At 55.7% G+C, this 17,865-nt stretch carries 13 protein-coding genes and 1 pseudogene; 10 read left to right on the top strand and 4 right to left on the bottom strand.

The annotated features are described in order from the left end of the window. The first annotated feature begins 123 nt into the window (after window positions 1-123). From RSSM_RS15125 to RSSM_RS15135, 4 genes and pseudogenes are all read left to right on the top strand, one after another. The gene (locus RSSM_RS15125; RefSeq protein ID WP_044302636.1) at window positions 124-495 is read left to right on the top strand and encodes a hypothetical protein; all 372 of its coding nucleotides are present in this window, start codon (window positions 124-126) and stop codon (window positions 493-495) included. 92 nt (window positions 496-587) lie between these two features. Continuing rightward, window positions 588-980, top strand: a complete 393-nt coding sequence (locus tag RSSM_RS15130; RefSeq protein WP_008680356.1) for a bifunctional DNA primase/polymerase — start codon at window positions 588-590, stop codon at window positions 978-980. Continuing rightward, window positions 920-1,060: pseudogene (locus tag RSSM_RS35455) on the top strand (bifunctional DNA primase/polymerase); the annotation flags it as partial. The gene RSSM_RS15130 and the pseudogene RSSM_RS35455, both read left to right, overlap by 61 nt. Window positions 1,061-1,486: 426 nt before the next feature. Next, complete coding sequence (locus RSSM_RS15135) at window positions 1,487-3,079, top strand: DUF3987 domain-containing protein (protein ID WP_052336058.1); 1,593 nt, start codon at window positions 1,487-1,489, stop codon at window positions 3,077-3,079. Between the two features lie 365 nt (window positions 3,080-3,444). Here RSSM_RS15135 and fusA read toward each other — a convergent pair whose 3' ends face one another. Next, window positions 3,445-5,532 (bottom strand): elongation factor G, encoded by a 2,088-nt coding sequence (gene fusA / locus RSSM_RS15140; protein ID WP_044302638.1) that lies wholly within the window; start codon window positions 5,530-5,532, stop codon window positions 3,445-3,447. A gap of 383 nt (window positions 5,533-5,915) precedes the next feature. Here fusA and RSSM_RS15150 point away from each other — a divergent pair, with 383 nt between their 5' ends. From RSSM_RS15150 to RSSM_RS15175, 6 genes are all read left to right on the top strand, one after another. Beyond that, window positions 5,916-6,971: a purine-nucleoside phosphorylase gene (locus tag RSSM_RS15150; protein WP_008680361.1), complete on the top strand. Its 1,056-nt coding sequence runs from the start codon at window positions 5,916-5,918 to the stop codon at window positions 6,969-6,971. Beyond that, on the top strand, window positions 6,968-7,723 hold the full coding sequence (locus tag RSSM_RS15155) for a dehydrogenase subunit C-like protein (RefSeq protein WP_008680363.1): 756 nt from the start codon (window positions 6,968-6,970) through the stop codon (window positions 7,721-7,723). The genes RSSM_RS15150 and RSSM_RS15155 overlap by 4 nt, the downstream gene beginning before the upstream one ends. 324 nt (window positions 7,724-8,047) lie before the next feature. Then, complete coding sequence (locus tag RSSM_RS15160) at window positions 8,048-9,514, top strand: trypsin-like peptidase domain-containing protein (protein WP_052336060.1); 1,467 nt, start codon at window positions 8,048-8,050, stop codon at window positions 9,512-9,514. 638 nt (window positions 9,515-10,152) lie between these two features. Continuing rightward, window positions 10,153-11,403 (top strand): hypothetical protein, encoded by a 1,251-nt coding sequence (locus tag RSSM_RS15165; RefSeq protein ID WP_144059838.1) that lies wholly within the window; start codon window positions 10,153-10,155, stop codon window positions 11,401-11,403. Next, the gene (locus RSSM_RS15170) at window positions 11,400-13,043 is read left to right on the top strand and encodes a di-heme oxidoredictase family protein (protein WP_008680368.1); all 1,644 of its coding nucleotides are present in this window, start codon (window positions 11,400-11,402) and stop codon (window positions 13,041-13,043) included. Before RSSM_RS15165 ends, RSSM_RS15170 begins: the two co-directional genes overlap by 4 nt. A gap of 199 nt (window positions 13,044-13,242) precedes the next feature. After that, the gene (locus RSSM_RS15175; RefSeq protein ID WP_008680369.1) at window positions 13,243-14,628 is read left to right on the top strand and encodes a tRNA modification GTPase; all 1,386 of its coding nucleotides are present in this window, start codon (window positions 13,243-13,245) and stop codon (window positions 14,626-14,628) included. A 36-nt stretch (window positions 14,629-14,664) separates the two neighbouring features. Here the strand turns inward: RSSM_RS15175 and RSSM_RS15180 are convergent, their stop codons facing one another. Genes RSSM_RS15180 through RSSM_RS15190 form a run of 3 tightly spaced genes read right to left on the bottom strand, consistent with a single transcriptional unit; the run spans window position 14,665 to window position 17,681 of the window. Then, entirely contained in the window at window positions 14,665-15,018 is a 354-nt protein-coding gene (locus RSSM_RS15180) for a DUF971 domain-containing protein (protein WP_008680371.1), read from the bottom strand. Further along, window positions 15,011-17,023, bottom strand: a complete 2,013-nt coding sequence (locus RSSM_RS15185) for a YjhG/YagF family D-xylonate dehydratase (protein ID WP_008680372.1) — start codon at window positions 17,021-17,023, stop codon at window positions 15,011-15,013. Before RSSM_RS15185 ends, RSSM_RS15180 begins: the two co-directional genes overlap by 8 nt. Continuing rightward, on the bottom strand, window positions 17,016-17,681 hold the full coding sequence (locus tag RSSM_RS15190) for a zinc metallopeptidase (protein WP_008680374.1): 666 nt from the start codon (window positions 17,679-17,681) through the stop codon (window positions 17,016-17,018). The genes RSSM_RS15185 and RSSM_RS15190 overlap by 8 nt, the downstream gene beginning before the upstream one ends. Window positions 17,682-17,865 lie beyond the last annotated feature (184 nt).

Raw genomic sequence — 17,865 nt, forward strand, 5'->3', positions numbered from 1 at the left:
AACAGCCGGTACCGCTGTCGATCCCGTCGACTATATCGGCCAACGATACCTACTGATCGTTGGAGACAACGGTAAAGGCGGCGGCAAGCTAGAGACGTTTTCGAGAATCGACGGAGGTGCGAGATGAGTGATAAGAACTTGACCGATTTACCGCCATCATTCGGATATTCACCGGACGAGATAAAACTAAACGGTGACGAAGCTATGCGTGTCGCTGATTATATAGATAACGGATATACGATGGAGTCATCTACACCGTTTGGCGTTACTATAAAACATAAACTAAAGGTGAGTTACGAAGGATGCCGCCTCAAATGCGAACCGTCGTATACCGTACCAAGCGATGGTGCGTACTATTATTCGCCGAAAGAAGCAGCGTTGCTGAGCACGAATCTGAGAGCAAGACGATATGGGAATGTCGTATTGTGCTTTGGTCGACTCGGTGTCGATGTGTTGGTAGACAAGGACTATTTGTTAAGTGACTTTTTGTCGTAAGGCAAATAAAAAAACGCACCGATTCGTCGTCGGTGGCGTTTTTTTTACTTTTTACTTTTTACTTTTACTCTTATGCGTGGAGCACTATAGATATGTATCATACCAATAACAATATTATCGAACAAGCAAAAAAACTTTCCGAAAAAGGCTATGCGGTTTTCCCCTTGCACGGCGTAAACGATGCCGGATATTGCCGATGCGGCAATATTAACTGTAAGGACGTCGGCAAGCATCCCGACACCGCTAACGGTCTAAAAGATGCGGTGAGTGATATGCCTGGAATCAATAGCCTTTTCGAAGGCAAGAATAAAAACAATATCGGTATCACCACCGGCAAACGATCAAACATTATCGTCGTCGATGTCGATGATGTTAATAAGTTTTCAGAACTTGAAAAAAACACGAACCTATTAAGACGCTATCGGTGTCGACAAGCAAAGGACGACACCTTTACTTTAGGTATCGTGACGATTATGCAGACGTAAAGAACTGCCAAAGCCTCTTCGGTTGTGTCGATATCCGCTGCGATGGTGGTTACGTTGTCGCACCAGGGTCGAGGCACAAGAGCGGTCACGTATACGAGTTCATAGACGAAGACGAACCGATATCCGATCTACCGGCGTGGATCGAGGACGAGCTACCTAGGCGTGGTGCGACGAAGACGAAGACGAAGCCGGTAAACGTATCCACCGATAGCTACACGATCGAAGACGATACGGTAGCACGTATCGCTAGCTATTGCAGAAAGATACCTCCTGGGATCAAAGGGCAGGGCAGACGAATCAAAACGTTTCGTTTATTTTGCTATCTCGTCGAAGCGTTCAGTGATGCGACTGACGAGCAAATATTGCGTGGCGTCGACGCTTGGAACAAAACGTGTCAGCCACCGAGGAGCATCACCGGCTATAAGTCACTACAAACGAAACTCGATGAAGCGAGAGAACACGTCGAAAGTCAACGTGACGATGACGATAGCGACGACGATTTAGGTGTGGTCATTGAACACGATGACGATATGGCTTCGAAGCCCGTAGCCGATCCGCTAATGTTTTCCGGCATCCTAGGGGATGCCGTCAAACTCGTGGAGCCGCATACCGAAGCCGATCCGGTGGCGATTCTTATTTCATTAATCACGTTAGTCGGGTCGTATTTTGATAAGCCTACCGTGTACGGTGGTCAGCCCCATCACGCTAACCTTTTTTCGTGTATCGTCGGTGCGTCGTCGAGAGCACGCAAAGGGACGTCGCTATACGTCGCAAAGCAATTGCTCAGTAGTGTAGTCGGCAAACCGCCAACGCTTAGCGGTATCGGTAGCGGTGAGGGTCTTATAGATGCTATACGGGATATCGAAACGAAAGCGAAAAACGACGGAACGTTTGTCGTCGTCGATGGTACCGACGATAAGCGTGTTATCGTTGAAGCTACGGAATTCGGGACAATTCTAAAGGTGATTAAACGTGACGGTTGCACGTTATCGCCAGTGATACGTGATGCCTGGGACGGCAAGACGTTGCGAATTACAACCAAAGGTAGCAAGCTAGTCGCTACCGATCCTCACGTGTCGATTATCGCTCACGTGACCACGAAAGAATTAAACAATTTCTTTAACGCCAAAGGCGACGAATCGTCTAACGGTTTTGCGAATCGTTTCCTTTGGGTGTTTTCGGAAAGGTCGAAACGTTTACCGCTGGCACCACCGCTTGAATCAATTGACGGTTTCGAGGCGATGAAGGGACGGTTAGCGGATGCGATCGCTAAATCAGAAAGCATCGGCAGCGTGACGATGACTGAAGACGCTAAGCGTATCTATCAATCGCAGTACGATCATTTGACTCGTAGTCGTAACGGTCTGTACGAGTCGGTCACTACGAGAGCCGAGGCGATGGTGTTACGGATAGCCTTGATACTAGCGGTAGTCGATGGATCGACGACGATAGATACCAGGCATATCACACACTCACTCACTATCTGGTCGTACTGCGATCAGTCAGCACGTTATATTTTTGGCGATGACGACGACGAATCACGGTTGGCGATTGACATATTGAATCGAATCACGAATAAGCCGGGTTTAACGAAATCGAAATACCGACCAAACGGCAAGGTGTCGGCAAACGACCTTAATATTGCGATCGAATATCTAATTGAAATGAATCGGATATACGAGAGGGACGGTCGCTTTTATCCTGGGTCGTGTCACGTGGCAAGTGGCAAAAGTGGCGAGCCTACTGACGACGACGAATCTTGCCACTCTGCCACCTTGCCACCTGCCACCGAAGACAAAACCGTCGCCACGCTCTCGGAACTGCTCGATTATCGAAACACACATCCCGATCTACGGTTCGTTCGTGGTGATGGTGTGATTAGCCTGGAATCAACTGAACCGATCCCCGAACCGATTACGTTAGCCGTTGCCGCCAACCAAGGCGTTGTGTCGTCGTTCGTTCAGCCTGAAGGAAAGCATCACGCCGTCAGGATGAGTGGCGGTATCGTCATCGGTAGCAACGCCAAGCCCATAGCGAGTATGGACTACGACACGTTTTTTGACAAGCTAAACGAAATGTATCGCAATGCCCCCGACTAATTAAGAATCGCTTGCGTTAGCCGTCGCCGTAGCCGATATTTAGTGCAAATACGGTGCGGCCAACGTGAGTGCGGTAACGTAAGTCGTTTAAACGTAAGCGTTTCGAATAAAAAACGCTAACGATTTAAAATCCCCCGGCCGGATACGGCCTTGCGGGTTCGAGTCCCGCCCTGGGTATTTGCGTCGCGCGTTGAGGCATTGGTGGGGCTTGCTGGGTGGCGGTTTTGGGGCTGGTCGCCACGAACTGTGAAGGTGCTGTCTGTCGACTTGCGTGGGCGATGTTTGCTCGCGCGAGATGATGGCATAAAAAAAGCCGGAGACGATTGTCTCCGGCTTTCTTGTTTCAGAATATCGACGCCCCGTGATTAGCGAGCGGCGGCGAGTTCGTCTTTCTTGCGTTCGGCAATAATATCTTCTTGGATATTGCTTGGCGTTTGGCTGTACTTAGCCAGTTCCATTGTGAAGGTACCCTGACCCTGCGTCATGCTGCGGAGGTCGGTTGCGTAGCCGAAGGTCTCTGCCAGCGGCACTTCGGCGATGATGACGGTCATGCCTTCGTTGGTGTCGTTGCTGAGCATGACACCGCGGCGGCGGATCACGTCACCGGTGACGGTACCTTGGAAGTCCTCAGGTGTTTCGATCTCGACCTTCATGATCGGCTCGAGGAGTTTCGGCGAAGCCTGTTTGAAGTACTCGCGGAAGCAACCTTGAGCAGCGGTGTAGAACGCCTTCTCGCTCGAGTCAACTTCGTGGTAGCTACCGTCGATCAATTCGATTCGGGTTCCCACCACTGGGTATTCGGCGACTGGGCCTTTGCTGAGGCTGTCTCGGAAGCCTTTTTCCACAGCAGGAATGTACTGCTTTGGAATACGACCACCGACGATTTTCTCTTCGAACTCGAAGCTGTCTTCGCTTTCCGAAGCGATCGGTGTGAGTGTTCCCTTGATATGAGCGAACTGACCCGATCCACCGGTTTGCTTCTTGTGTTTGTAGTCGAATTCGACGGCCTTGGTGGGGCTTTCGCGGTACGACACCTTCGGTGCACCGACTTCGATTTCGACGCCGTATTCGCGGCGGATACGTTCGATGTAAATTTCCAGGTGGAGTTCACCCATTCCCGAGATGAGGATTTCGTTGGTTTCCTCGTCGGTGTAAACGCTGAACGTTGGGTCTTCTTTACGGAAACGCTGCAGAGCCTTGCTCATCTTGTCGCCGTCACCGCGGTTGAGCGGGGTCACAGCGATCTTGATCACAGGTTCAGGGACGAACATCGATTCGAGTGTCGCGTAATCACGCTCGCTGCAGTACGTGTCCCCGGAGGCACAATCGATACCCATGACCGCGACGATATCGCCCGCGTAGGCTTCGTCGATTTCTTCACGTTTTTCGCTGTGCATCCGAACGATACGGCTGAATCGTTCCTTCTTCCCGGACCGTTGGTTGACGTAAGCGTCGCCCTTCTTGATCGATCCTTGGTAGATACGCATGAACGTGAGTTGGCCGAACGGATCTTCGACGATCTTGAACGCCATGCCGACAAATGGTTTGTCTTTGTCTGGCGTCAGTTCGATCTTCTTGCTTTCGTCCGAAGGGTCGCGACCGTAGATGTCTCGGTCGAGAGGGCTCGGCAGGTACTGCGTGATTGCGTCGAGCAAAGGTTGGACACCTTTGTTCTTGAACGCACTGCCCATGTAGACCGGGGTGGCACCGTTGAGCACGGCTTGACGCATGGTCTTGTAGATGAGGTCTTTGGAGACTTCTTCTTCGCTGAGCAGCAATTCCATGACTTCGTCGCTGTAGTTGGACAGCGAATCGAGCATGTTCACGCGAGCATCTTCGGCTTCATCTTTGAGGTCATCCGGCACGTCGGCGACGACGACTTTCTCGCCTTGTTCGCCTTCGAAGGTGTAGGCCTTCATTTCGATCAGGTCGACGACACCACGGAAGTTGTCTTCGGCACCGATCGGGATTTGTGCCATGAACGCGTCCGCACCGAGTTTCTCGCGGAGTTGTTCGACGACGCGGCGTGGGTTCGCACCGGTGCGGTCCATCTTGTTGATGAACGCGAGGCGTGGAATTTGATACCGCTTCATTTGGCGGTCGACGGTGATCGATTGGCTTTGGACGCCACCAACACTGCAAAGAACCAGGACGGCACCATCGAGGACGCGCAACGAACGCTCCACTTCGACGGTGAAGTCAACGTGGCCGGGAGTGTCGATCAGGTTGATGTGGTGGCCGTCGTACTGAACGCTCGTTGCGGCACTGGTGATCGTGATACCACGTTCTTTCTCCAGTTCCATATGGTCCATTGTCGCGCCATCACCGCCGCCGCGAACGTCTTCGATTTTGTGGATTCGTCCTGTGTAAAACAGAATCCGTTCGCTCAACGTGGTTTTGCCCGAGTCAATGTGGGCACTGATACCGATGTTCCTGACTGTCTCCAACTTCATGCTACTTCACCTAAGCTGCCGCACGCTCGATCGCTGAAACCCCGGGATGCGACAAACGTGTGCATCTGGAAAAAACCGGTGGATTCGGAGACGAAAGCGCCTCGATCGTCGTGGTGTGGATAGTTAAGAATCAATTCACCGATGGGTGCGCGCGAACCGGAAATATCGCAAAGGTCCGCGTGAACGGAAAGGCCAAAACATGTAAAACGTTGAGACTTCGTCAGCAATTCATGGGCCGAGAGAGTGTGATGAGCCAAGGATCGCGGCCATATGTCGCGTCTGTTCCGTGGAATTTCCTCTGGTTTCCGCAAAACAAACGCTCTTATGGGCGGGATGGCCTCTTTGGGTGTCTTTAATGAATGCTTGTTTCTCGTTAGTCTGGGATGGATCCCGTTTGTCTCTCTGAACCACCGCGACGCGATCATGACACGTTTGCAAATTCCTCTCTCTTCTCGGCGGTGGCACCGTCTGATCGTGGTGGTGGCGCTGTGAATGGCGAGTATCAGGGGATTGGCGAGGATCAGAATTTCGGTCTCGATCGGGCGGTCGGGCGGTTTCAGGCTCGGCTGAGCGAATCGCAGGTCGGCGAGGACGGTTTTTTTGAATCGGACGCGCCCCTCATTGCGGTGGTGTTGGGCAGTGGGCTGGGTGGATTAGCCGAGTCGATCGAGTCGCCCACGGTGATCCGCTATGACAGTCTTCCGGGGTTGGCCGGATCGACCGCGGCGGGACATCGTGGAGAATTCTTGGTCGGGCGGATGCATTCGGTCCGCGTGATCGCGATGGCGGGACGCCTGCACGCTTATGAGGGGCATTCGATTGACCAACTCACCCGCCCGATGGCTTTGATGGCGGCGATGAAACCGGATGCAGTCATCGTCAGTTGTGCCGCAGGCGGATTGAACCCCCGGTACCGCGTGGGTGATGTGGTCTTAATCGACGAGCATTTGAGCCTGTTGCATGGGCAAATGGGAGCGTTTGGCAGCGATCTTCATCTGATGCGGAAGCAGGTTCCGGATGAAAGTTGGTCGCAGCGAGGGTTCGCCAATGCTCACCGATGTGGGCGTTCGACGTGTGACGATGCGTTCGTTCAGGCAGCCGGGCGGGCGGCTCGTGATGGTGGCTTTCGTTTGCAGTCGGGAACGTACCTTGCCGTGTCGGGGCCGAACTACGAAACACGAGCGGAGTGCCGGATGATGAAACATTGGGGGGCGGATCTCGTCGGCATGAGCACGGTGCCGGAGGTTGCCCTGGCATCCCGCTCCGGGTTGCGAACCCTGGCGATCGGAGTCGTGACCAACATGGCTATCCCCGACGCGCCCGCCGTTGCGGCGCATGACGATGTGCTCGCGGTGTCGAATGCAGCGGGAGAAAAATTGGAGTTGATTGTCCGCGAGATTGCTCGATCACTCGCAGCAGAACAGGAGTCCATGCGATGAACGAAGTTGAGTTGGCTGACCATTCGTTTGACCTCAGTGAGTTGCACGCGGACGAGTTACGCGATGCAGTCCGGGCCATCGAAGTCCCGGAACCTAACGAGAATTCGGATTCCTCGTCGTCGGTCGGTGAACAGTTTCCTCTGATCGAGTTGTCCGGGCTCAGCGGTCAGAGGGCGGCGTGCATGCGTTGGTCACATCCGAGCCGAGTTCGCGCCGCGGGCGATCTCGGCGACTACGCGTTTGCGTGGTTCGGCGGAGTCGACGTGCATTTGGATGGGAATGTTGGCGACGGTGCATGCGAAGGAATGCGACGCGGTGTGGTTCGGATTACGGGGAACGCCGGGTGTGGTTTGGGTGCGGCGATGACCGGTGGAACGCTCGCGGTGTACGGATCGGCGGGGCCGCGCGTGGGGGCCGCGATGCGTGGCGGCAGTATTTTCGTCCGTGGCGATGTGGGTGACGACACGGGGGCCGGGGCGGTCGCGGGAACCATCGTGGTCGGTGGTGATGCGGGGGCGAACCTCGGCGATGGACTCAATAACGTGACGGTGTTTCTGCGTGGCAGTGCGGAGTCACTCGCTCCTGGCGTGATCGAGGCTCCGCTGCGAAAGCGTGAAGAGGTGCGGCTCGGTTTGCTGTTGATGAGCGCCTCCATCCGAGGCAAAGCGGCGGACTTTCGCCGCATCATTCCTGAGGCTCGCTGGAACGCAGAGGAAGCCGGTGCGGGTGAGGTGCGACCGAACTGGAGATAGTTGAGTTGGTTATTTTGAGATTTCTTAAGCGTGAAACTCAAAATAATTAAAGTTCCGCTTCCTCGCCGACTCATTGGGGTTGTGATCAACGGTCCGGATCACCGACGATCCCCGTTCGCTGCACCCGGCGTATTGTCGCATCCGTGAAGGATCATGCTTTTGCGATGAATCGACTTTGTCACAACAGCAATGCAAGGATTGTGTTGTTGAGACGGGCTCGAAACCGGGCGGCGGGACTCCTATTCAATACGTCCAAGGAGGGACGAACACGTGCGATTCACCCCCAAAATTTCACGCGCTACCGTTGCGTCAAAATGGTCCGCGTTGTTGCTGTTCGTGGTGGCAATCGGAGCCTCCGGCGCGGTTTCGGCTGACGCGATCTTGTTAGAGTTCAGCTCGGCAAATTGCCCTCCATGCCGGGCGATGCAGCCGATCGTTTCGGAATTGATTGCTCGTGGTGTCCCGGTTCGCCAAGTCGATGTTCGGTCCGAACCGCAGCTAGTGCAGCGTTATCGGATTCGCAGCACACCGACCTATGTCATCTTGCGAGAAGGGCGTGAGGTCACACGTCTCGTAGGAGCGCAGACCGCCGCGCAATTGCGTCAAGCACTGCAGACGAGTCCGTCCGGGAAGATCGTCCCAACCAATAGTCAAATCGAAACACCGTCGCGACGCGCACCGAGCTTCGCCGACGCGAATCGCATACAGGAGCCACAAACTCGGTTGGCACCTTTGAACGCTCGCCCGGGCAGCATGAACGCGTCGGGGAACCGTTCATTTCGACGCGAACAAGGAGAGGATCAATGGCGGTCGCTTGAGTCACTCACGTCGGCCAAGACGCCGAGCATGGGATCGAATCGTGACGCGATGGGACGTCCCCAAGACGACGTCGTTGTCGAAGCGATGCCCAGTATCTCGTTGGCCGATGCGGTCGAACGAGCTCAGGCGGCGACGGTTCGTTTGCGTGTATACGACGGTCGCGGTTACGGTGCCGGAACGGGAACGATCATTGATGTGCACGGCGAGGAAGCGTTGGTGCTGACCTGCGGCCACTTGTTCCGTGATGGAGAAGGCAAAGACAAAATTGAAGTCGATTTGTTTGTCGGTGGCGAACCTCATACGGTGACTGGTCATCTCGTCGACTATGACGCGGGCGATCGGGACATCGGGCTCGTGGCGATCCGCCCAGGAATTCCGGTCCAACCCGTCAAGGTTGTGACTGAGAATGACAAGATGAAAGTAGGGCAAACGGCATTCAGCTTTGGTTGCGATCGTGGCGATCCCCCTTCGCGACGTGACACACGAATCACCGGCGTCAATAAGTACAACCAGAACATTGGCGGTTCCAACCTCGAGATTTCTGGCGCTCCGATCGACGGTCGCAGTGGTGGCGGATTGTTTGACGAACGAGGTGTGTTGATCGGGGTTTGCAACGCGGCAGACTATAAGTCCGATGTTGGTATCTATACCGGTCCGGGTTCGATCCACTGGCAATTGGACCGGGTGCAGCTCTCACGTTTGTATCAGGCGGATCCCAACGAAGCATTGGTTGCCGATCAAGTCGAACCGAACCAATCGTCTGATCCGTCTGCTGCGGTGACTGAGTCTCTCCCCGAGAGCAACCAGTTTGCCAGTAACGTCGCTTCGGGAGCGAACGCAACGGGATCGACGGCTTCCGAGATGATCGTCATTCTGCGAGATCGGGACGGCAATGTGCGTGAGCAAGTCTTGACGCTTCGCCAGCCCGACGCGCACTTGGTTCGCCAAATTCAACAAGCCGCACGACGCTAACGTTCGCTACGGCGTCTCGTCGGCAATAGATCGAACTCGTAAGACACTATCGGTTTTCAATGTATTGATCGTTCAGTGCACTGAACGTTTGGGAATGTCTCGGTGTCTTTGGAACGTAAAACCACACGCGAGTTATGTTTTTAGCGACACATATATGTAGCCGCTGGAATCTATCTATTTTTTAGGGCACAGGATCCGGCCGGAGCGTGTCGAAAGTATTTGGTATACGCTTCGCTATTTCTTTGACGACGCCGATCACTTGCGTTATACAAGCAGTTGGAAAAGGACTCGTGCATGAGGCGCGGCGTTCCAACCTCACATCGATTCTCGATGTGTTTTCGGTTAGTGCCGGACAGAAAATATGCTAGCTGTGGTTTAGGATTAGCGACGGTCGGTGTGGGAAAACGAACACCCGCCTGTTGATCGGATCAGGCAAGTTTTCTGTCTGCTTCTAGGTAAGCTTGTAGTGAGGGGCGGACTACATGACATATCGGGCAGTCGCGTGTTTTGATGGGTGGGAACGGCAGTGCTGTTTGTGCCAGGAAGACCACAATGCCAACTGTGCCGTTGTGACTGATGAGAGAGCGCGGCGCTTCTTTTGGTTGAACTCGTTGTTGATTGCGGCAGCGATTCTCTTCATGGGCATTGTTGCAGGCACGCGATCGTTTGCCAGCGAGATCGTCAAATTGCCACCACTGGCGGATGTGCCGACGGAAAATCGTGAACATGCGCTGGTTGTTGCGTTAATCACCAACGACGTGTCTTCCGAATGGCAGACTCGGCGCGGCAGTAGCCGGAGTGACCGTGCGATACCGCAACATTGTTGGTGTGCCCAATTTGCTGAGAAATCCATTGCCAATCTTCCGAGCGGATTTCTGCATCCGTCGGCTCCAATCTACTTTCAGCACTGGCCGTTGGGGTTGCCCGCGGTATTGACGGGAGGAAAAAAATCGTCGGAGCCGGGCCGAGCATTCGTCGTTATCACCGACGGTCAGTATCGCGTGTTGGAGTTGTCTGTCGGCGTGCCCGATGGCGACGATCTTTCGCGGATGATAGGCGATGCGGAAGATACACGGATGTGGATTCGGCAGTTCCCCGATCATCCGAAAGAGTTTGTAGAACAGATTGCCGATCGGAATCGCGAGCGTGTGACTCGAATTTGGCGACTGGAACTCGAACGCCAATTGGAAGTGTTAGCGACTGCTTCGGACGAAGCGGAACAGCCTTTTAAAGATTCACCGACGCTAACCGAAGAGATCGTCGTTCGGCTGGGGCCGCTTGCCGATCAATTGCAGAACGTCTACCTGAAGGACGTGCAGATGCGGTTTGGGCTCACCGAAAAAAGTGATCTCGACCGACTCGTCGTTCTCGAACAGCATTCTGCGACGAGAATGCCGTGGGCATCGACCATCGGTCCGTTCGTCGCGGGGGCGGATTTACGAAAACTCTATGTTGACCTAACGGAAATCATTTGGAGTCGCTCCGCGATGCAGATTGCCGTACCCGGTGAACTAGCGGGAGAACCAGATGTGGTTGCGGATTGGGTGTCACAGCAGGATGCTCAAGCGGCATTCACGTTCGAGTTAACGCCTCCTTTGCTTTCACGGCGTGGAGGCGCGCAGCGAATTCCGGTCTCCGAAGTCGCTCGGCGGCATCGGCTCGGATGGGATGATTTGGATGCGGAAATCGAAGAGTTGCCGATACTTCGTGTTTCCAATCGTGATTTGGCGAAGTGGTTGATTCGAGGTCAACGGCGACCTGTCGATATTAGCCGTCCGAGTCATGCTAGGCATTTGTTTTTTCGATCGGCGGCGGATCACCCTTACCCTATTCGTGACGGTGAGGCCCCTGGCCCCACCATCACGATGATTCGAAAGGTTCAGCGATGAAACTGAGATACGTTTGTGGATTGTTGTTGGTACTGTCTCAGGCCCACGCGTATGCGGTCGCTCCGGATGCGGTTGTCGTCGGAGCGCAGCTTTTCGAACAAGAGTGGGATTCCCAAAATCCATCGCTCGGCAGCGATGGTTTGGGCCCTTTGTTCAACGCAAACTCATGTGCCACCTGTCATCGCCAGGGTGGTATGGGCGGCGGTGGTGAAGCCGAATTCAACGCGAAATCGATTGGTATCGAATCGATCGAGATCCAAGGCCACGGGCTGACAGGGACGCGATTGGCGGAGATCGTTTCGAACTTTCATCCTGGGTTTGTGTTAGCTGAAGGGAACATCATCAATGTGGTCGCGTTGTCTCATCAAGGCGGAACACCGCTGGCGCGAGAATTCCACGATGCGATGGTCAACGCGGCGGGGGCGGAGTTTGCCGATGCAGGCGGCCCGATGGATGCATCCGAAGTGCGGATTGCTTCTCAAACGCCGATCGTTTTCGAACGGAACGTGAACGGGTATTTGGTGCGAATCAAGGCACGCATGTTTGGTCGCAACACGACGTCGCTCTTTGGTAGCGGCTTGATCGATCAAGTTCCCGACGAACTGCTCGATCATCAAGTTCGTCTCCAAAAGAACCATCCGGAGATTAGCGGTCGGCCATCCACGCTACGTGACAATCGTTATGGAAAGTTTGGCTGGCGTGCCAACGTGGCGACGCTCTTTGAGTTCACTGACCAAGCGTGTGCGAATGAGATGGGTTTGCAAACGCGGCGCAAACAACAAACCGGCGATCCGACGAACAAGTCGTACATGAACGCTACGTTCGATATCACCGACACCCAAGTCCAGTCGCTCACGCAGTTTGTGGCTGCATTGCCCGCACCGGTTCGATCGGTGCCTCATGATCCGGCGAAACGGAAAATCGTTCAAAAAGGTGAGGTCGCTTTCAATCGAATCGGATGCGCGGTGTGTCATGCACAGGACATGGGTGTAGCGCGAGGAATTTACAGCGACCTGTTGTTGCACGACATGGGCTATGAATCACTCGATTTGAATCACGCCGAACCGTACGTCGTTCGCCGAAAACTCGTCGAGAATGAAGTGGAAGCATCGTTTCCAGCGCAGGCGATGGCGGGGCCACCAGTCGCCTACTACGGTCCGGCCACGGCCATACCGTTGCCGGATGCCTTCGAACAATCGGTCAGCAACGTTACGAACGCACCGTTGGCGGGACAATCGGGGGCCAATCAAAACGGTCGTGCAACGTTTTCTTTCTTCGCCCCCAAACAACCGCAAGTGTTGGTTGCGTTTCGTCTGATCGATTCTGAGATCAAACCTGCTGCTGAAAGGCAGAGACAACTGCGCATTGCTGATCGCGATCCGATCACTCGCGTGGATTACTACGAGAGAATGCAAATCGAACCAACGAATTTTGTGCAAGAATGGCGAACGCCTCCTCTTTGGGGAGTCCGTGATTCGGCGCCATACATGCATGACGGGCGAGCGGAAACTTTGCTCGAAGCGATCGCGATGCACGACGGTGAGGCCGCTGGCACCCGCGACCGATTTCTTTCGCTGTCGTACGAAGATCGCCAAGCTCTGATCACGTTCTTGGAATCGTTGGTCGCCCCGAAAAATTGACGAAGACCGTTTCGCCTGGCGACAGAGTGATCCAGCGACTTGGCGTGTCCTCGCAGCGTCCATTTCGCGTTGCAATCGAGTGAGCGGGCGTCAATGATACGCGTTTCTCCGAGTATTTCTCCCGACGTGGGGAGCGCGTTCATTCGTCCTCGAGGTCAGCAGCATTAACGGTTTTTCAGTCGACGACACGATCATTGCGGTGGCATCGCCGCTCGTTCCCGCCACCCGCGGCATTGTGCGAATGTCGGGCGATCGTGTGGTCGAGATCTTACGTCGGGTCGAGCTGCTGTCGGAGGGAACCACGGACAGAAGGGCACGTCGCTATCGTGCCTGTGTTCAGTTGGGTGATCCGTTCGGCGCGATCGATGTTGATGTGATGCTGTGGCCGACGACGCGTAGCTACACCGGACAGCCCTCGGCGGAATTGCATCTGATCGGTTCGTTGCCGATTCTCGATGCGGTGGTCGATCGATTGATCGCGGCCGGAGGTCGAGCGGCCCGGGCCGGCGAATTCACAATGCGGTCTTTTCTGGCGGGAAGATTGGATCTGCCGCAGGCCGAAGCTGTGTTGGGAGTCATCGACGCGGAAGATCCGAGTACGCTCGATCACGCCCTCGAGCAACTCGCTGGTAATTTGTCGCGACCATTGCAGACCGCTCGTGGCGAACTGTTGAACCTGCTTGCTGATGTGGAAGCTGGTTTGGATTTTGTCGATGAGGATATCGAATTCATCGAAGACGGTGATCTTGTCGATCGGCTCGGATCGCTCCGAAGTCTTCTTCGGCAGGCGAGTGGGCAACTGCGCGAGCGGTCCGCATCTTCGTCAGCCTTCGAAGTCGTTTTAAGGGGGTTGCCCAATGCGGGAAAGAGTTGTTTGCTCAATGCGTTGACGCAGACGGAGTCTGCCATTGTCACGGAGCAGGCTGGGACGACTCGCGATAGCATCTCGGTTTCGTTTGAGTTGGGAGGCTATCCGATTCGCGTGACGGACACGGCTGGAATCGAATCGCGTCCGTCGAATGATCCCGATGCCGAGGTCCTGGCGAAGGCACAGGAGCAAGCCATGGAAGCAGTCTCGCGTGCCGATCTTTGTTTGTGGTGCGTGGACGCGACCGAGGAAGAACCAGACGATGCGCTTGAGTATCTGCGTTTATTGTCGACGCAGAGGCAGCCGCATAAAAAGGTGGTGGAGAATTGGGGAGTATTGACCAAAGGCGATTTGGTATCCGAGCCGCCTCGATGGGCCGATGATCTGAGCGATTCGGTTTCCAAAGTAATGATGCTCAGTGCACTCGACGGCAGCGGTATCGGTGACCTCCGCAGTGGAATCGTCGAGATGGCGGAACGGATCGATGCAACCGAAATCGGAAGCGTCATGGGTACCGCCGCCCGTTGCCGCGGTTCATTGGTCGGCGCGATCGAGGCGATCGAACGAGCTATGGAGGCGACGCAGTTGCAAGCCGGTCACGAAATTGTGGCAACGGAAATTCGCGAGGCGGCGGGATTGATTGGTGACGTCACCGGTGAGGTCTACACCGATGATCTGCTCGACCGAGTGTTTAGCCGGTTTTGTATCGGAAAGTAGCGGTCTGTTTGGAAACAGAACCGTCCTGCAATGGCCTCAGCTATCTTCGCGTCGCAGGCGGGGGAATGTGAAGATGCCGGAATTGTGTCCGTCGCTGAACGCGATGTTGTATCCGTAGGTGCCGACCGGTTGCATGCCTTCGATTCGCGTCGGCTGTGCTTCGGCGGCGCTCAATACAGGTAATCCGATCGGTTTTGGTTGTGTCGCACCGGTGTCCTCATCGACGTCGTGGATCTTGCCATGCTTTTCTCGGCAGGTCGCGCAGGGGCAGGCGTCGCGAAGTTGTTGCGCGGTCCAACGGGTTTTTTCGCCATCGCTCCAGGTGATCTCGATTCCGGTTTCGCCGATTCGCTCGATCGCTGTGGGTGAGTAGGTTACCGAGTCATTCATTGTTGTCCCCTTTGTTTTCGATGTTTGCGAGAGCCCTCTGGCCGGCCTCAAGGGTGGCGACGATCCGATCCACATCGTACACGCATCCACCCCATGTGCCGCCGCCAACTTGTTGGAGTGCCGCCCACAAACGAGTGTCGTCCGGGATCGCGGGGTCCACCTGCAGGTCGGGATGCATCGGCCGTGTCGCGAGTGCCTTGGCGGGTGTATCCCCGTCGACAGTCTCGACGATATTGACGTGCCCCTGCAGAGAATGCCGATCGATTTCAATTTCGATGATGTCGCCGTTACGAATTCGCCCGATTGGTCCGCCCGCGAGTGCTTCCGGGCCGACATGACCGATGCAGGCACCGGTGCTGACGCCGGAGAACCTGGCATCGGTGATCAACGCAACTTCTTTGCCGAAGGATAGGTATTTGAGTGCGGAGGTGATTTGGTACGTTTCCTCCATCCCGCAACCGAGAGGCCCGCGTCCGATCAACACGATCACGTCGCCTGGCTGTATCGGCGAATCGGTTTGGCCTTTGACGGCTTCGATTGCCCGGCGTTCGCTCGTGAACACGCGGGCAGGCCCTCGTTTGCGATACACGCCGTCGTTATCGACTACCGAAGGATCGATCGATGTCGCTTTGATGACCGAACCTTGGGGACAGAGATTCCCTTTTGGGAAACACACGGTGCTGGTGAGTCCCGCTGTTTTGGCTTTGTCGGGAGACATGATGACGTCGTCGGGGTCGACGCCGTCGGCGAGTTGTAATCGTTCGCGGCAAACCTCTCGCCGGGGAGAACGTTCCCAGGCGTCGAGAATGTCACCCCATGTTAAACCGGAAACCGTTTTCTCATCGGCGTTCCACAATCCCGCGCGGTGAAGATGCAAGGCGACCTCGGGGACACCTCCGGCGAGAAACAATCGTACCGTCGGGTGGCCAACGGGGCCGTTGGGTAGGCAGTCAACGAAACGCGGGACTCGTTGATTCACCCGTGAGAAATCGTCGACGGTTGGACGCCGAACGCCAGCGGCCGCCGCAATTGCCGGGATGTGCAATAGCAGGTTGGTGCTGCCTCCGACGGCCGCATGTATTCGCATCACGTTTTCGAATGCGGCTTCGGTCAAAACGTCGCTCATTGCCATGCCGTTGGCATGCATCGCGGCCGCTGCGGCAGCCGAGTCACGTGCCAGGCGGGTCCAGATTGGTTGACCACTCGGCGCGAGCGCCGCGTGGGGGACCGTCATCCCGAGTGCTTCGGCGATCACCTGGCTGGTAGCGGCGGTGCCGAGAAATTGGCAACCGCCACCCGGTGTTCCGCAGGCCCGGCAACCTGCCGCGGAAGCGTCCTCGAGCGATAGTTCGCCTCGCGAGTAGCGAGCGCCGATCGTTTGAACTTTGCCTGTGTCTTCGCCGACCGTTGGAGGCAGCGTGACTCCACCGGGGACCAAAACATTCGCGAGATGCCCTGTCCCGGCGAGGGCCATCATCATCGCGGGCAAGCCTTTGTCGCACGTGGCAACCCCGATCACGCCTTTTCGTTGCGGTAGTGACCGGATCAGCCTTCGCATCACGATGGCCGCGTCGTTTCGATACGGCAACGAATCAAACATGCCGTTGGTGCCCTGCGTCCGTCCGTCACACGGATCGCTGACGAACGCCGCGAAGGGGACACCGCCGTTTGTTTCGATCTGTTCGGCGGCGGCACGCACGAGCAAGCCGACTTCCCAGTGTCCGGTGTGATATCCGAGCGCGGCTGGCGTTCCGTCTGGATTGCGAACGCCACCTTGGGTGCTGAGGATGAGATACTGGTCGCCGAGCACTCGTCTCGGATCGAACCCCATGCCGACGCTCTGGGTCAGCCCGAAGATGTCTCCGCTGCTCCATTGGCGAAGGATTTCGTCGCTCAAAGGGAGGCTACCAGCGGGGCCATCCGCCGTTGTCTCAAAAGACTCCGGCGGATCGAGTGCGGCAAAGTAGTCGGGGCGAAGTGGTGTGACCGGTTGTTTCTCAGTCACGTCGGCCCATCAGGATGAAGAGGTAGTACGCGAGCGTCATGATCGACTGCAGCGTCGCCGCGACGTAGGTGAGTGCGGCGGCGTTGAGTACCTTCGCGACATACTTCTCTTCTTGGGCAGAGATCAGTCCGTACTCGACCAAGTGAGCTCGTGCGCGATTCGACGCGTCGAACTCGACCGGCAGGTTGACAACTTGGAAGAAGACAACCGCTGAGAACAGGATCACGCCAATCCACATTAGCGGTTTGAAAGCCATGATCGCGCCGACGAACAGCAGCGTCGCCCCGATCCCGCTACCAAAGTTTGCTGCCGGGACGGCGAGATTGCGAACGACCAACGGCGCGTATCTTTCGGCGTCTTGGAAAGCGTGGCCGGCTTCGTGACAGGCGACTCCGAGCGCGGCCATGGATCGTCCGCCGTAAACATTCGGGCTTAAACGCAGTACTTTCGCGCGTGGGTCGTAGTGGTCAGAAAGCTGACCGGGGACTTGTTCAATGCCAATGGATTGCAAACCTGCTGCGTCGAGCATTCGGCGGGCAGCGGTGGCGCCCGTCATCGATGCTGGCACTTCGCTCATTGCCGCAAACGACGACTTGACTTTCCACTGGGCGTAAAGGCCCAACAGAAACGGGGGAAGCACAAACAGGAAATAGATCATCGGTGAAACTAATGAGTGTTGGGTGAAAGGTGTGCCGGAGGAATCCGGTCGCGGTCCACGGACCATTCTAACGCCATTTCGGCAGACGTTAGTAGGTCAACGGATTGATACGCAAGAATCGGGCCAACGTTCGAATCGCATCGTCGATTGCGGGTTGGTGTTTCCTTAAGTCCTTTTCGCGTCG

This window comes from Aporhodopirellula sallentina SM41, from assembly GCF_000346505.1.
Classification (GTDB): Bacteria; Planctomycetota; Planctomycetia; order Pirellulales; family Pirellulaceae; genus Rhodopirellula; species Rhodopirellula sallentina.

What these genes read in the sequence shown, in the direction of transcription:
- RSSM_RS15150 (WP_008680361.1), top strand. Translation starts at nt 5,916, where the DNA reads ATGGATCCCGTTTGTCTCTCTGAACCACCGCGACGCGATCATGACACG.
- RSSM_RS15130 (WP_008680356.1), top strand. Translation starts at nt 588, where the DNA reads ATGTATCATACCAATAACAATATTATCGAACAAGCAAAAAAACTTTCC.
- RSSM_RS15180 (WP_008680371.1), bottom strand. Translation starts at nt 15,018, where the DNA reads ATGAATGACTCGGTAACCTACTCACCCACAGCGATCGAGCGAATCGGC.
- RSSM_RS15170 (WP_008680368.1), top strand. Translation starts at nt 11,400, where the DNA reads ATGAAACTGAGATACGTTTGTGGATTGTTGTTGGTACTGTCTCAGGCC.
- RSSM_RS15125 (WP_044302636.1), top strand. Translation starts at nt 124, where the DNA reads ATGAGTGATAAGAACTTGACCGATTTACCGCCATCATTCGGATATTCA.
- RSSM_RS15155 (WP_008680363.1), top strand. Translation starts at nt 6,968, where the DNA reads ATGAACGAAGTTGAGTTGGCTGACCATTCGTTTGACCTCAGTGAGTTG.
- fusA (WP_044302638.1), bottom strand. Translation starts at nt 5,532, where the DNA reads ATGAAGTTGGAGACAGTCAGGAACATCGGTATCAGTGCCCACATTGAC.
- RSSM_RS15165 (WP_144059838.1), top strand. Translation starts at nt 10,153, where the DNA reads ATGGGCATTGTTGCAGGCACGCGATCGTTTGCCAGCGAGATCGTCAAA.
- RSSM_RS15190 (WP_008680374.1), bottom strand. Translation starts at nt 17,681, where the DNA reads ATGATCTATTTCCTGTTTGTGCTTCCCCCGTTTCTGTTGGGCCTTTAC.